Source organism: Stenotrophomonas sp. TWI1149, assembly GCF_039673155.1.
GTDB lineage: Bacteria > Pseudomonadota > Gammaproteobacteria > Xanthomonadales > Xanthomonadaceae > Stenotrophomonas > Stenotrophomonas maltophilia_AA.
Genome location: NZ_JBDJLB010000011.1, coordinates 113,791 through 128,172, shown reverse-complemented (window position 1 = coordinate 128,172; position 14,382 = coordinate 113,791). Strand labels below are relative to the sequence as shown.

The 14,382-nt window shown below is 67.3% G+C and carries 13 protein-coding genes and 2 tRNA genes; 6 read left to right on the top strand and 9 right to left on the bottom strand.

Features of this window, described 5'->3' with window-relative positions; translation table 11 throughout:
* The first annotated feature begins 74 nt into the window (after nt 1-74).
* From argH to ABE424_RS13890, 4 genes are all read left to right on the top strand, one after another.
* Nucleotides 75-1,370: an argininosuccinate lyase gene (gene argH / locus ABE424_RS13905; RefSeq protein ID WP_179458471.1), complete on the top strand. Its 1,296-nt coding sequence runs from the start codon at nt 75-77 to the stop codon at nt 1,368-1,370.
* A gap of 70 nt (nt 1,371-1,440) precedes the next feature.
* Nucleotides 1,441-1,701: a YciI family protein gene (locus tag ABE424_RS13900; RefSeq protein WP_346492311.1), complete on the top strand. Its 261-nt coding sequence runs from the start codon at nt 1,441-1,443 to the stop codon at nt 1,699-1,701.
* 13 nt (nt 1,702-1,714) lie between these two features.
* Nucleotides 1,715-2,863 carry a glutamate 5-kinase gene (gene proB, locus ABE424_RS13895; protein WP_346492312.1) on the top strand — a complete coding sequence of 383 codons (1,149 nt, stop codon included), beginning with the start codon at nt 1,715-1,717 and terminating at the stop codon, nt 2,861-2,863.
* Nucleotides 2,864-2,978: 115 nt separating this feature from the next.
* Entirely contained in the window at nt 2,979-4,241 is a 1,263-nt protein-coding gene (locus ABE424_RS13890) for a glutamate-5-semialdehyde dehydrogenase (protein WP_346492313.1), read from the top strand.
* A gap of 53 nt (nt 4,242-4,294) precedes the next feature.
* Here ABE424_RS13890 and pgaD read toward each other — a convergent pair whose 3' ends face one another.
* The 5 genes from pgaD to ABE424_RS13865 all read right to left on the bottom strand — a co-directional run bounded on the left by pgaD (nt 4,295) and on the right by ABE424_RS13865 (nt 11,532).
* Nucleotides 4,295-4,780 carry a poly-beta-1,6-N-acetyl-D-glucosamine biosynthesis protein PgaD gene (gene pgaD / locus ABE424_RS13885; protein ID WP_346492314.1) on the bottom strand — a complete coding sequence of 162 codons (486 nt, stop codon included), beginning with the start codon at nt 4,778-4,780 and terminating at the stop codon, nt 4,295-4,297.
* Nucleotides 4,777-6,024 carry a poly-beta-1,6-N-acetyl-D-glucosamine synthase gene (pgaC, locus tag ABE424_RS13880; protein ID WP_346492315.1) on the bottom strand — a complete coding sequence of 416 codons (1,248 nt, stop codon included), beginning with the start codon at nt 6,022-6,024 and terminating at the stop codon, nt 4,777-4,779. Before pgaC ends, pgaD begins: the two co-directional genes overlap by 4 nt.
* A 7-nt stretch (nt 6,025-6,031) precedes the next feature.
* Complete coding sequence (pgaB, locus tag ABE424_RS13875; protein ID WP_346492316.1) at nt 6,032-7,921, bottom strand: poly-beta-1,6-N-acetyl-D-glucosamine N-deacetylase PgaB; 1,890 nt, start codon at nt 7,919-7,921, stop codon at nt 6,032-6,034.
* A 16-nt stretch (nt 7,922-7,937) separates the two neighbouring features.
* Nucleotides 7,938-9,974 carry a poly-beta-1,6 N-acetyl-D-glucosamine export porin PgaA gene (gene pgaA / locus ABE424_RS13870; protein WP_346492317.1) on the bottom strand — a complete coding sequence of 679 codons (2,037 nt, stop codon included), beginning with the start codon at nt 9,972-9,974 and terminating at the stop codon, nt 7,938-7,940.
* A 346-nt stretch (nt 9,975-10,320) separates the two neighbouring features.
* The gene (locus ABE424_RS13865) at nt 10,321-11,532 is read right to left on the bottom strand and encodes an MFS transporter (RefSeq protein ID WP_121041142.1); all 1,212 of its coding nucleotides are present in this window, start codon (nt 11,530-11,532) and stop codon (nt 10,321-10,323) included.
* Nucleotides 11,533-11,975: 443 nt separating this feature from the next.
* On the opposite strand from ABE424_RS13865, the gene ABE424_RS13860 reads away from it, so the two are divergent.
* A complete protein-coding gene (locus tag ABE424_RS13860; RefSeq protein ID WP_346492318.1) occupies nt 11,976-12,248 on the top strand; it encodes a hypothetical protein in 273 nt (90 codons plus the stop codon).
* Between the two features lie 5 nt (nt 12,249-12,253).
* Complete coding sequence (locus ABE424_RS13855) at nt 12,254-12,652, top strand: hypothetical protein (RefSeq protein WP_346492319.1); 399 nt, start codon at nt 12,254-12,256, stop codon at nt 12,650-12,652.
* A gap of 80 nt (nt 12,653-12,732) precedes the next feature.
* On the opposite strand, the gene ABE424_RS13850 is transcribed toward ABE424_RS13855, so the two are convergent.
* The 4 genes from ABE424_RS13850 to cydB form a co-directional block, all read right to left on the bottom strand.
* Nucleotides 12,733-12,809, bottom strand: a tRNA-Pro gene (locus tag ABE424_RS13850).
* 139 nt (nt 12,810-12,948) lie between these two features.
* A tRNA-Pro gene (locus ABE424_RS13845) sits at nt 12,949-13,025 on the bottom strand.
* A gap of 48 nt (nt 13,026-13,073) precedes the next feature.
* The gene (cydX, locus tag ABE424_RS13840) at nt 13,074-13,187 is read right to left on the bottom strand and encodes a cytochrome bd-I oxidase subunit CydX (RefSeq protein WP_019182852.1); all 114 of its coding nucleotides are present in this window, start codon (nt 13,185-13,187) and stop codon (nt 13,074-13,076) included.
* Nucleotides 13,188-13,217: 30 nt separating this feature from the next.
* Nucleotides 13,218-14,372, bottom strand: coding sequence for a cytochrome d ubiquinol oxidase subunit II (gene cydB, locus ABE424_RS13835; RefSeq protein WP_346492320.1), 1,155 nt, complete (start codon nt 14,370-14,372; stop codon nt 13,218-13,220).
* Nucleotides 14,373-14,382 lie beyond the last annotated feature (10 nt).

Here is a 14,382-nt window from a genome sequence, read left to right as displayed (position 1 = left end):
ATTCCCACGGCGCTGCGCGGCCCCTGCGCGCGCCCTGACAACCCGGCGGAGCGACTCCGCCTACGGAGCAAGACATGGCAGACCTTCTGTGGCAGAAGCCCGGCGTCGCGGTAGACGCCAAGATCCAGACCTTCCTGGCCGGCGATGATGTGATCCTGGACCGCGAGTTCTTCCTGTACGACGTGGCGGCCAGCAAGGCACATGCGCAGGGCCTGGAAAACATCGGCATCCTGGGCAATGACGAGCGCGTCGGCCTGCAGCGCGAGCTGGATGTGCTTGCAGAGGATTTCCGCAGCGGCGCGTTCGTGCTGGATGAGCGCTTCGAGGATTGCCACTCGGCGATCGAAGCGCGCCTGACCGAGCGCCTCGGCGATGCAGGCCGCAAGATCCACACCGGCCGCAGCCGCAACGACCAGATCCTGGTCGCGACCCGGCTGTGGCTGAAGGACAAGCTGCTGCGCGTGGCCGAGCTGAGCCGCGAGATCGCCAAGGTCGCGCTCGACCGTGCCGAAGCCGAGAAGGACCTGCCGGTGCCGGGCTATACCCACATCCAGCGCGCCGTGGTGTCCTCGGCGGGCATGTGGTGGGCCGGCTGGGCCGAGGCCTTCATCGACAATGCGATCCGCGCGCACGATACCTTCAACCTGGTCGACGCCAATCCGCTCGGCACGGCCGCCGGCTACGGCGTGAACCTGCCGCTCGACCGCGCGCACACCACCGAGGCGCTCGGTTTCGCACGGATGCAGATCTCGCCGATCTACGCGCAGCTGTCGCGCGGCAAGTTCGAGCTGGCCGCGCTGGAAGCGCTTGGCGGTGCCACCCTGGATCTGCGTCGCATCGCCTGGGACCTGTCGCTGTTCACCAGCGGCGAGTTCGGCTTTGTCGCGCTGCCGGCGCAGTACACCACCGGCAGTTCGATCATGCCGAACAAGCGCAACCCGGATGTGATCGAGCTGATGCGCGCTACCCACGCCAGCGTGGCTGCGGCACGGACCGAGATCGAGCAGCTGCTGTCGCTGCCGTCGGGCTACCACCGTGATCTGCAGAGCAGCAAGGGCGCGATCTTCCATGGCTTCGGCCGTGGCCTGGCCGCGCTGGAACTGCTGCCGGCGCTGCTGGCCAACCTGGAATGGCGCGACGACAAGCTGCGTGCGGCGATCGACTCGGGCATGTACGCCACCGATGTCGCCGTGGAAGCGGCGGTGGCCGGCGTGCCGTTCCGCGAGGCCTACAAGGCCGCGGCCGCCGCGGCGGATACGGCCGGGCAGGGGCGTACCCCCGAAGGCAGCCTGGCCGCGCGCGTGTCGCCCGGCGCGGCGGCCGACCTGCGGCTGGATGCGCTGCGCGCCCGCTGGGCCGCACTGGTGTAATCACGACGGCGGCCGCAAGGTCGCCGTTTCTGTAACGTCTTGCCGGGCACTGCCCGCGAAAAGGACTCACATGAAAACCTGTTACCTGGTAGTGGTCACCCGCACCCCCGACTTCCGCGATGAGGTCGGTGCCGAGCATGTGCGCTTCCTCGATGACGTGCGCGCCCGCGGGCAGCTGCTGCTGACCGGCGGCTTCACCGACAAGACTGGCGGCGCGTACGTGCTTCAGGACATCGCCGACCTGGCCGCAGCGCAGACGCTGGTCGACACCGATCCGCTGCTGGTGCACGGCAGTGCCACCGCCCGCATCCACGAATGGAGCACGCGCTGAGCGCGCCGATCACATGAACCAGTCCGTGCTTTCGCCGTTCACCGAACAAGCCGTTCCGCAGTGGAAACGTGCCGTGCTCAAGGTCGGCAGCAGCCTGCTGGCGGCCGATGGCGGCGGCCTCTCGCCACGCCACGCACTGGGTCTGGCCCAGTTCGTCTCGGCCAATGTGCTGGCCGGTCGGGAGGTGGTGATCGTGTCCTCCGGCGCGGTCGCGGCCGGTCGGGCGATCGTGCCCCGCGCGCTGGAAGCCGGGGCGGCGATGGCGGCGCGGCAGGCACTGGCGGCGCTAGGCCAGGCGCAGCTGATCGGGCTGTGGCAGCGCTTCTTCGAGCGCCCGGTGGCCCAGGTGCTGCTGACCCACGACGACCTGCGCAATCGCCGCCGTTACCTCAATGCCCGCGCCACGCTCAACGAGCTGCTGCGGCTGGGCGCGCTGCCGGTGGTCAACGAGAACGACACGGTCTCGGTGGATGAGCTGAAGCTGGGCGACAACGACAATCTGGCTGCCACCGTTGCTGCGCTGATCGACGCCGATGTGCTGTTCATCGCCACCGATATCGACGGCCTGTACAGCGCCGATCCGCGCCGCGATCCGCAGGCACGGCCGATCCACGATGTGCCTGAGCTGACCGTCGAGGTGCTGGCGATGGCCGGGGGTGCCGGCAGCGGTGCCGGCACCGGCGGCATGCATACCAAGCTGGAGGCCGCGGCCAAGGCAGGTCGCGTCGGCATCGAGACCTGCCTGTTCAACGGGCGCAGTGCCGAGGTCGTGCGTGCGCTCACCCAGGGACGCCTGTTCGGCACCCGCATCCACGCCGCGCAGACCCGCGTGGCGGCACGCAAGTACTGGCTGCGCCACGCACCGCTGGAGCCGGGCGCGATCCTGGTCGACGCGGGCGCCGCCGATGCGCTGCGCGGCAAGGGCGCCTCGCTGCTGCCGGGCGGTGTGGTCGGCGCGGAGGGTGACTTCCGCCGTGGCGACATGATCGAGATCCGGCAACGCACCGAGGCCGGCGAGGTCTGCCTGGCCCGTGGCGTCAGCCAGTACTCGGCCAGCGACATCCGCCGCGTTGCCGGGCGCCACTCGCGCGACATCGAAAGCGTGCTCGGCTACAACTACGGCGGTAACGTCATCCACCGTGACGATCTGGTGGTGCTGTAAAGCGTAAGAACATCCACGGTAGAGCCACGCCATGCGTGGCTGCGCAACCTGGGTCTGTTCGACATCCCCCAGCCACGCATGGCGTGGCTCTACCGTTTTTTCCGAGGATATTGAGATGGTCGCCAGCTCCAGTACCGACATCCGCACCCAGGCGTTGGCCTGCCGCGAGGCGGCCCGGCAACTCGCCCAGCTGTCCTCCGCCGCCAAGGCCGCTCTGCTGGAGGCGATGGCTGCCGCGTTGGACGCCGATACCGATGCGATCCTCGCCGCCAACGCGCGCGATCTCGCCGCGGCGACGGAGAAGGGCGTCGGGACCGCGATGCTGGACCGCCTGGCCCTGAACCCGCAGCGGCTGGCCGGTATCGCCGCCGCGCTGCGCGAGGTGGCCGCGTTGCCCGATCCGGTCGGGCAGGTCACCCGCGACGATGTGCGCCCGAATGGCATCCGCGTGCAGAAGGTGCGCGTGCCGCTGGGCGTGATCGCGATGATCTACGAAGCGCGCCCGAACGTGACCGCCGATGCGGCCGCGCTGTGCATCAAGGCCGGCAACGGCGTGATCCTGCGCGGTGGTTCGGAGGCGATCCACTCCAATACCGCGATCGCGGCGTCGCTCAAGCGCGCGCTGCGCGAGGCCGGTGTCGCCGATGCCGCGCTGACCCTGGTCGAGGACCTGCGCCGCGAGACCATGCTGGCCCTGCTGCAGCTCAACGACCTGATCGATCTGGCGATCCCGCGTGGCGGGGAAGGCCTGATCCGGTTCGTCGCCGAGCACGCGCGGGTGCCGGTGATCAAGCATTACAAGGGCGTCTGCCATCTGTACGTGGACCGTGCCGCCGATCCCGCGCGTGCACTGGGCCTGCTGGTGGACGGCAAGTGCAGCCGCCCCTCGGCCTGCAATTCGCTGGAGACGCTGCTGGTGCATGCCGAGATCGCGCCGACGTTCCTGCCGTTGGTGGCGCAGGCACTGGCCGGGCAGGGCGTGCAGGTCCGTGCCGATGCGGTGGCGCGGCAGTGGTTGCCCGAGGCCGGGCCGGCCAGCGACGACGATTACGCCGCCGAGTACCTGGACCTGATCATCGCGGTGCGCGTGGTGAAGGACCTCGATCAGGCACTGGCGCATATCCAGCAGTACAGCTCGGACCATACCGAAGTGATCGCCACCGAGGACGCGGTCGCCGCCGAACGCTTCGTGCAGGCGCTGCGGTCGGCCGTGGTCATGGTCAACGCATCATCGCGGTTCTCCGATGGGGGCGAGCTGGGCCTGGGCGCGGAGATCGGCATCTCCACCACCCGGCTGCACGCCTATGGCCCGATGGGACTGGAAGCGCTGACCGTGGAGCGTTTCGTCGTCCGCGGCGAAGGTCAGACGCGCGCGTGACCGGGTAGAGCCGGCCAGCGGCCGGCACTACCGGTTTGTCGGCACCCGCGCGATTACCCGTATGCGACCGCCAATGCCCCCGCGGTGACCCGTACCGGCCGCGCGTGCTCGTCCATGTGCAGCGTCACCGACTTTCCATCGGCCAGCGACGCGGCCACGGCCACGCTCGCGCCGAGGTCGTGTGCGATCTCGGTGCGGGTCACATCGTCATGCGGCAGCCGACGTTCCTTCCCCGTGAAGCGCATGCGGTTGTACTCGGCCCAGGCGATCAGCAGCGCCGCGCAGCAGAGCAGCATCACCGGCAGGGCGATCACCACGAACGGGTCGATCGTCTGCTTCTGTTCGTACAGTTGCGCCCAGGCCATCTGCCCGCCCAGCAGCCACGAGATCAACGTCACCAGCGGTGCCCACAGATAGAAGTAGAACGCCCAGAAGGCGATGGTCACAAAGCCCCAGGCGGTGCGCTGCAGGCGTGGCTGCCGGCGCGGTTTCTGGATCAGCCGCGAGTCGAAGCGGCGGGTGGATTTGACGGTGTTCATCGGATACCCCGGTCAGGACTGACCCAGACCGCGCGCTTGCCACGACGTTTGAAGATCGTCTTGGGGAACGCCACCAGGGTCGTGAACAGACTGATGAGCCAGTACGCCATCGGGTACCAGATCACCCAGAAGTAATTACGTCCTATATGCGTTTCGTAACGGCGGTCGATGATCAGGCTGCTGGCGAACTGCAGCAGGCAGACCAGGGCCAGGATCACGCCATGCCACTGCGGCAGCAGCGTGGCGATGTACAGATCAGGCGGCAGCTCCATGAACTTGCCCAGCGCCCACAGCACGATGATCGCCAGCATCGTGTACGCCCACAGCACGCTGAGGATGTACTCCATCAGCACCCCCCACATCCGCCGCTTGCGCCAGTGGAACAGCGAGCCGCCGTGCCGCAGCAGTACTTCCACGCCGCCCTGGGCCCAGCGCAGGCGCTGCCGCCACAGTCCCTTCAGCGTTTCCGGCATCAGGATGAAGCACAGCGCATTGGGCTCGTAGCGGATGTCCCAGTGGTCCAGCTGCAACCGCCAGCTGATGTCGATGTCCTCGGTGACCATGTCATCGGACCAGTAACCGATGCGATGCAGGGCGGTACGACGGAACGCGGCGATCACCCCGGAGATGGTGAAGATGCGCCCGTATACCCGCTGCGCACGCTTGATCATGCCGATGATCGAGGAGAACTCGGCCACCTGCAGCCGGCCCAGCAGGGTGGATCGGTTGCGGATGCGCGGGTTGCCGGTGACCGCGCCCACGCGTGGGCCCGAGGTGAGATGCCAGACCATCCAATGCGTGGCGTACTCCTCCAGCATCGCATCGCCATCAATGCAGACCAGGAACTCCGAGCGCGCCGCCAGCGCCCCCATGCGCAGCGCGTTGGCCTTGCCCATGTTGCGGTCCAGGTGCAGGACACGCAGCCGGGGATGCAGGGCGGCCAGGGCATCCAGGCGTGCCCCGGTGTCGTCGCTGCTGCCATCGTTGATGGCGATCACTTCGAAGTCCGGGTAGTTCTGCCTGAGTGCGGAGTCGAGCGTGTCCTGCAGGTTCTCCGCTTCGTTGTGGCAGGGGATCAGGATCGAGGCGGACGGGTAGACCGCCATCGGCGGCGGATCATTGCGATCGCGCGCCTTGCGTTCGCGCCGGAAGAAGTAATACAGGCCGCCGGACATCCAGAAGAACGCCATCACCATCGGGTAGAAGAAGGCGAACTGGAACAGAATGTAGAGAAGAGGATGCATGGCGACCTCACTTTTCCTCGTACGGGAAGCTGCGGGCCGACATGGCCGCGCGGGCGTCATACGTGGAGGGACGTCCGGCGATGAAGTCATCCGGATACCAGGAGAAATGGCGCACGCCCTGCGCCTGCAGGCGACGGATCTGCGCGCGCAGGCGGTCGCCGGGGATCGGCTTGCCGGTGCGCCAGTCCAGCGTCTGCAGCTCGAACATCGTCTGCGACAACTGCGGATCGTGCTGCTTCACCGCCACCACCAGCCGGTCCAGCCAGCGTTCCGGGCTGCGGCTGCCTTCCATCCACGGCATCGCCATCAGCGCGGTGTGGTCGTAGGCCTTGTTGAACAGGTCCAGGCGCTGGGCGAACCAGCTCGCGCTCTGCGGTTCCAGCACGGGCTGGGCATACAGGTTGCGCACGGTGCCCAGTTTCGGGCGCCAGCGCTGCGCGGCAGTGCGCAGCTCCAGGGTGAAATCGATCAGCGCCTGGGTACGTGCACCGTCATCACCTTCCTGCGGCAGCCGGGTCAGCTCGGTGTCGCGCAGGTAGGCGTCATCGTGGAACAGCAGACCCTCGAAGTACGCGTTGATCGCGAGATCTTCGTAGATGTCATCGATGATCCGACGCACCTGCGGCCGGGTGAAGTCCAGCCGGAAGATGCCGTCGCTTTCCGGGCTCTCGATGGCCAGCGCCCTGCGGATGGCCGGATCCTTGAGCTCGTAGCCCAGTACCGGCAGCCAGGCGAACACCTTGACCCCGGCACGCGTCTTGAGCTGCCACGCCACCCGGTTGAACAGGTCCGCGCGCATCGGCAGATGCCGGTTGGGGAAGTACAGCGCATCGGCCGAGCCGTTGCCGTCCGGGTCGGCGAAGGCCTGCAGGAACACGTGGGTCGGGCCGATCTTCTTGACCCGGTCGATCAACGCATCCAGGTTTTTGCCCTGTTGCACCGGGTCGGCATCGTAGACCGCATCCAGGTCGATCTGCAGCGCACGCATCCCATCGCGTTCCACATCGCGACGCAGTTCGTAGGCCAGCTGCACCACGGTCGGGTTGTTGGTCACCAGCAGGCGCGCCAGGCCGTGCAGATCGCGCTTGACCGGGGTGCTGCGGCCTTCCAGATCGAACGAGACCGGCATGCCCAGCTGCTCGGCGATATCGTTGCTGAGCGCGTTGTACGCGGCGTATGGCCACACGATCGCCTTCGGGCTGACACCGACATTGCGCTGGATGCGTTCCACGCTGCGGCCCAGATCGGCGCGCAGGCGGGCCTCGTACTCGGCCGCGCTTTCATAGGTCCTGCGGGTCGGGTCGTAGATGTGCGTGATCACCGCCGGCGTCGAGTTGCCCTGCGGGTTGGACTGCACGCCGTGGTGCAGGTTGTCGGTGTGGCTGGCCAGTTCGATCAGCCCGCTTTTCTGCATCTCGCGCAGCTGCGCCCAGGTCAGGAAATCCTCGCGGGTGAAGGGGCGGTAGCCGTAGTCGATCTGGCGCCCGGCCGGCATGTCCACGTAGTCGGTGATCACCGCGACCAGCGCCGGATAGTTGTAGGCGCGCAGCAACGGGAACACTTTGCTGTACACGCTGCGCAGCCCGTCATCGAAGGTCAGCAGCACCGGCTTGGGCGGCAGGGGCGTGCCGCCCTGTGAGGCGGTGATCAACTGCGACAGCGAGACCGGGTGGTAGCCATGCGCGGACAACCAGTCCAGGTGCGCAGCAAAGTTCTGCGTGCTGACCGCATACGCATCCGGGTCGCCGCGCTCGGCCACCTCGTCGCGGATGTCGTGATAGCTCAGCACCAGCAGGCCGTTGTCGGCGGCATCGAGTGCGGCCGGCGGCTGTTGTGCCTGTGCCGGCAGCACCACGGCGAGCAGGGCCAGCAACAGCCAGTGGGACCAGCGCTTCATGTCGATGTGCCGCATCTCATTCTCCCCACCGCAGGCCGGCATCCAGGCCGATGTGTCGCTCACGCTGTCCGTCATAGACCGGTCGCGACCAGCGGATGCCGTATTCGAAAATGCGGCCCTCGCCGAGCTGCCATTCGTGGCGGTACTCGGCCGAGGGCACGATCGCGCTGCCATAGCCCTGCTGCCAGTACTGCCCCACCGAAACGGTCAGGCGATGGCGGAAGTGGCGTTCGTAGTGGCGCCACAGCTGCTGGTCCACGCGCAGGCCGATCTCCACCGAGCGATCTTCGGAGGGGTTGAAGTAGGGCACGTCGTCGCGGCTGCCGCGGCTGGCGTACAGGCTGCCGAGGCCGTCCACGAACACGGTCGGCCGGGTCATCAGGCGCTGTTCGATGGCGGTGCTGACGGTGTCGCGGCGGTTGCCGTCGTCGTAGCGGAACCGGCTGGCGCCCAGGCTCCAGTGGGTCCGCTCGTCGCGCCGGTAGTCGGCCGCCAGCGCGATGCTGTCGGCGGTGATGCCGGAGACGCGCGCCTGCATCGAGGCGTCCGGGTCGTTGCGTGCGGCGGTGATGCCCGCATGCCACTGATCGCTGAACTGCCAGCCGAACCCGGCGCTCAGGCCGGTCTCGCCGATGTGGTCGTTGGCGCGGTGGATGAACGCTTCCGCATCCGCGCGGCCGTAGCGGTAACGCGTGCCCACGCCGATCCGCAGCGGGTCGATGCTCTCGTCCTGGAAATCCACGCTGCGCCGGTCGGCGAACGCGACCAGGCGCCAGCGGTCGTCGAGTACCGGGGACTGCACTTCCACGCCATAGCGGCCGTCGTCGTTGCCCAGCGGCGACGCACCGCCACCGCCGGAGCTGCGGCCACCTTCGGCGTAGGCATGCCACTGCCAGCCACGGTGCGCGCGCCAGCTGCGGTCCATGCGCTGCACGGACGGCTGGTTGGGATAGGCGGCAAGCACGGTGTCGTGGATCGGCCGCGCCAGATCATCGCGCTGCACCTGCACGTAAGCGTCGTACTGCCCAAGGCGCGCCGGCACATCGCGCGGGTCCAGCGTGTTGGCCATGCTGTAGCGCTCCAGCGCCCGCCGCGGCCAGCCGCGCATCAGGTAGACGTTGCCCAGCGAGGATTGCGTGCCGGTGTTGCCGGGCCCGACCTCGACCATCTTTTCCAGATCGCGCTGGGCGGTGGGTAGATCGCCGCTGTAGGCGCGCACCATGGCCAGGTTGAGGTCGGCCTCGTAGCGCGGCCAGTTGGGGTACGGCGCCTTGGCCCCGTTGGCCCAGCGCCAGGCCGGCTCATCGGCCTGCCAGCGCGTCAGCAGGGTGATCGCGGTCTCGGCCTGCTCGTCTTCCAGATACGCATATGCGAGCTCGGAGCGGGCTTCCGGCAGCGACGGATCGGCCTTGAGCGCCGCCTCCAGCACCGGGATCGCTTCGTCCGGATGCTGGGTGGACATCAGCGAATCGCCGACCGCTGCCAGCAGATAGTTGGGGACGGGGTGGCCCTCGGCGAGGAGGTCGCGGTACTCATCGCGCACCTGTGCGTGGCGCCCCAGCCGATTGAGCAGGATCAGGCGGTCATGGCGGATCCGCAACGGCGCCTGCTGCACCGTGGTGCCATCGCGTTCGAGATACTGCTGCATCTGCACCAGCGCGGCGTCGGCTTCGTCCAGGCGGGTGTCTTCGCTGGGGCCATAGGCCAGGCTCCAGCCCACCAGCTTGGCCAGGTAATTGCCTTCCAGCCGTTCTTTCTGGGCGGTGTCGAACAGGTCGGGGCGGGCCAGGTACAGCTGCCACGCGCGGTGCGCGTTGCCGATATCCGAGAGGGTCAATACCTGCAGGCGATACAGCAGGGTGTCGTCAGGTGCCTGCACCCGGGCACGCTCGATCGCCGCCAGTGCATCCAGCCATTGGGCGTGGTCCCGGAACTGGCCGATCTCGGCCAGGGCGTCGGCCCGCGGTTCGGCTGCCCAGGCAGCCGGAGCGGAGAAAGCGAGTGCGGCACATGCCAGGCCGACGCCGAGCGCCAGCGGCCGATGGTCGTACATGGAACCCCCCTTGGAGCATCCTTTCGAATGGCATCAGCGTCATAAACTGTGACGCACATCACATGCCAGTCGTGCCTGACTGCGCGCTTGGTGCCAAATCGCCAAGAACCGGGTACGGCCGATCAGCCCCCGGGTGGTACCCGGAGGGGAAGAACAAGTCGTTGAAATACTGACGTTTCCCGCCATGTCGCCCGCATGGGGAACGCACGCCGTCGCGATGAAGCTGTTCATCCCACTGGCGTCGCCAGGGGCGCCGAACATGGCCCGGTGCAGCACACCGGGTCAGTTAACGACACGCTACGTCAGCTGTTGCGCACAGCGCGTGTAGATGGACGCAGCGGGTCACTCACCACTGGTCTTCGAGCTTCTGCGGCTTGCAGGCAACCCAGGAGGCGCACAACAGCACCACCGCGCACAGCACCAGGAAGCCGAACGGCAGGTGCCAGCCGCCGCTGACCGCATGCAGCCAGCCGAACAGGAACGGGCCCAGGCAGCTGAACGCATAGCCCACGCCCTGCATGAAACCGGACAGCGCCGCCGAACCGGCCGGGGTGCGGGTGCGCAGGTTGATCAGGGTCAGCGCCAGCGGGAAGGTCGACGGCCCGATGCCGAGCAGCACCGCCCACAGCCACGGCGCCTTCATCGGGGCGAACAACAGGCCGGCGAAGGCGATCAGGAAGGCGCTGAAGCCGATCAGTACCAGCCCGAAGGGATTGCGCAGGCGCACGGCCAGCGCCGGCATGGTCAGCGATGGCAGCAGGCCGCAGGCAGCGAAGATGGCGACCATGATGCCGCCGAAGGCCGGCGTGGCACCGGCTTCGACCACGATCCGCGGCAGCCAGGTGAACATCGAATAGGTCATCAGCGAGGTCATGCCGAACATCAGGGTCATGCCCCACGCCAGCGGCGTCTTCCAGACCTTGCCGTGCGGCGCGCTGGACGGGTCGTTGGCGGCGCTGATCGTGTCCGGATGCGGGCGCGCACGCGAGAGCATCAGCCACGGCAGCGCGGCGGCCAGCGACATCAGCGCCCAGATGCCCAGCGACACGCGCCAGCCGGCCTGCTGCGCGACCGGCACCGCCAGCAGTGCCGGCATCATCGTGCCGATCTGCAGCACGGTGATGTAAAGCGTGCTCATGGTGCCCACGCGGTTGGCGAAGTAGCGCTTCACCAGCGGCGGTACCACCACGTTGCCGATGCCCATGCCAGCCAGCGCCACCACCGAACCGAACAGCAGGCTGCCCACGCCGCCGGCCATCGAGCGCAGCAGCAGGCCCACGGTGGCCAGGCTCATCGCCAGCAGCGCGGTGCGCTCCAGGCCCAGGCGGCGCGCCACGGCCGGGGTGGTGACGCCGAACAGCGCGAAGGCCGCGGTGGGCAGCATGCCGAGCACGCCGGTCATCGTGGTGCCGAAGCCGAACGTCTGGCCGAGCACATCCAGCAGCGGGGTCAGCGAGGTGACCGCAGTGCGCAGGTTCAAGGCGGCCAGCAGGATCGCGGCAAACGCCAGCAGGCGTCCGTGCAGCAGGGACTGGGACGGTGAGGTGGGGTGAGTCATCAGCATGTTTCCTGACAGGTGGCGCACCGCGGCCATGCCGGCGCGCGGGTGCAACGGCAGAGACCGGCCAGCGGCCGGCATCTGCGGGGTAGGGGACTGGGCCGGCGCCGAAGGCGAGGCCAGGACCGGCCATTGTACGGGTTCGATCCCGGCAGGTCGCGCCGGGAGCCGCCAGGGCCCCCATGACATGCGATATGCAGCACTGCATGATGTCCCACGGGGATACGCAGTCGATATCCCGCATGCCAGAAGCAAGGCGGCTGCGGACAACCAGGATGAAATGCATGAGGCAGGTTCGGAGGCAAGGACATGCGAGGGGGTACACCTCGCTGCTGGTGGCGACTCTACTTCTTACGGTGGCAGGCTGTGCCACTGCTCCTGCCGTGCCTGGCCAGGTAGCGACGGCGGACAGGGGACCCATTCCGGCGGGTTCCGTCCGGGTCATGCCCACCCGGCAGTACTGGCGCAAGGCCGGTACCAGCAAGGCCGAGGCGGACCGGGTGCGGCAACGATGCAGTCAGGAGATGCGCAACGACGCAGAGTACGCGGGGCTGCTCAAGGAGGGTGCTGTGATCACGAAGGTCTGGCATGCCGAACGCACGGCTGCCCAGAAGAAGCGGTACAGAGAGATCAACGCCCGGCTGGGCCAGCTTTACGACGCATGCATGATCGGCAACGGGTTCGAGTTCGTCCGTCGTGGATTCCCGGTGGAGTAGGAGCGATGTCAACGACGCTGCTGTTCGTACGAAGGGGTTTCATTGGTGTGATGGCGGTACTGGGAGTGCTGCTTGGCCTGACCGCCTGTGGCGCAGGTGGCATGTGGATGAATGGACATCCCGCTGCGACCCGGCACCTGGTCCCGCCGGGCCACGACTGGAGCAGGCCGGACGCGGGCACGCTGGTGCGTGACATGGATTGGCAGGCCTGTGGCGGCCAACGCAGTGGGAACATCTCGCCGGACCGGCAAGGTGCCACGGGCAGGGAAACGGCCGATCTTTCCCGCGACACGCTCTACGCGGCACAGCGCTGCATGTTGGGGAAAGGCTACCGCTACACCGGTAGCTGCAAGGGCGACATTCCGAGCCGCTATCCGGCGTGTCAGGCCCGCCCATCGCCCTGATTGCTGACGTGCCTCAATCGACAGACACAAAAAAACCCGGAGGACACTGAAGTCTTCCAGGCTTGATTGTGACCATCAAATGGTCGGGGAGACAGGATTCGAACCTGCGACCTCTACGTCCCGAACGTAGCGCTCTACCAGACTGAGCTACACCCCGTAAGGAGCCGCCTATTGTATCGATCCCGCCGGTCGGCGGCAAGGGGGGATCGCGTTTTTCACCTTCGGTGCCGTGTTGCCACGGCCCTTGATAAAGAAGCCTGGAAACGTGTTCCCAGGCTTCAATACGACCACCGAAGTGGTCGGGGAGACAGGATTCGAACCTGCGACCTCTACGTCCCGAACGTAGCGCTCTACCAGACTGAGCTACACCCCGAAGGAGCCGACAAGGATACGGTGTGAAGACCCGATCGGCAACCTTTTTTTAGCCTTCTTCGTGATCCGTGCGGCTCTGCTCGCGGGCTTCGAACCACATGCCGTTGAGGATGGCCACGACCGAAGCCAGCCCTGCACCCAGAATCCAAGCGAAGTACCACATGGTAAGTCTCCTATCGCGCCGTGGGGCGCATCAGTAAGCGTTGGGGTTGTCGCCCATCTCTTCGGCCGTGGTCTTGCCCTTCATCACGCGGTAGACCCAGGAGGTGTAGGCGATGATGATCGGCAGGAAGATGGCCGTGGCGATCAGCATGATCCCCAGGGTCAGGTGGCTGGAGGAGCTGTCCCAGACCGTCAGGCTGGAGCCCGGCTGGCTGGAGGAGGGCAGCAGGAACGGGAAGATCGCAAAACCGACGGTCAGGATGATGCCGGCGATCGAAGCACCCGAGGCCAGGAAGGCCAGGCCACCCCGACGGGCCCGCAGCAGCACCGCGCTGGCCAGGGCGCCGAGCAGCCCGAGGATCGGGGCCAGCAGGGTCAGCGGCATGCTCTGGTAGTTGCGCAGCCAGCCACCGGCCACCGCACCGACGGCAGCAGTCTTGAGCAGCGGGTTGGTCGGGCCGTCGGTGACCACCTGCGAGGTGATCTGATAGCCCGGCAGGCCGAAGGCCACCCAGACGCCGGCCAGGGCGAACAGCACGAAGGTCAGCACCGCCGCGATGCTGCCGTAACGGGCCGAGCGCTCGGCCACCGGGCCATCGGTCTTGAGCACCAGCATCGCTGCACCATGCGAGACCACCATCGCCACACTCACCAGGCCGGCCACCAGGGCGAACGGGTTGAGCAGACCGATCAGGGTGCCGGTGTAGAAGATGCGCATGCTGTCATCGAAGTGGAACGGCACGCCGACCAGCACGTTGCCCACCGCCACGCCAGCAATCAGTGCCGGCAACAGGCCACCGACGAACAGCGCACGGTCCCAGTTCTCACGCCAGCGCTTGCCGGGCATCTTGCTGCGGTACTTGAAGGCGACCGGGCGCAGGATCAGCCCGAACAGCATCAGGAACACCGCCAGGTAGAAGCCGGAGAAGCTGACCGCGTACAGCGGCGGCCAGGCGGCGAAGATCGCACCGCCACCGAGCACCAGCCACACCTGGTTGCCTTCCCACACCGGGCCGACGGTGTTGATCACCAGCCGGCGTTCGTCATCGGTCCTGGCCACGAACGGCAGCAACGTGCCGACGCCGAGGTCGAAACCGTCCATCACCGCCCAGGCGATCAGCAGGATGCCGAGCAGCAGCCACCAGATCACGCGGAGCGTGGTGTAATCGAGTCCAATGAATTCCATCTGGGTTCTC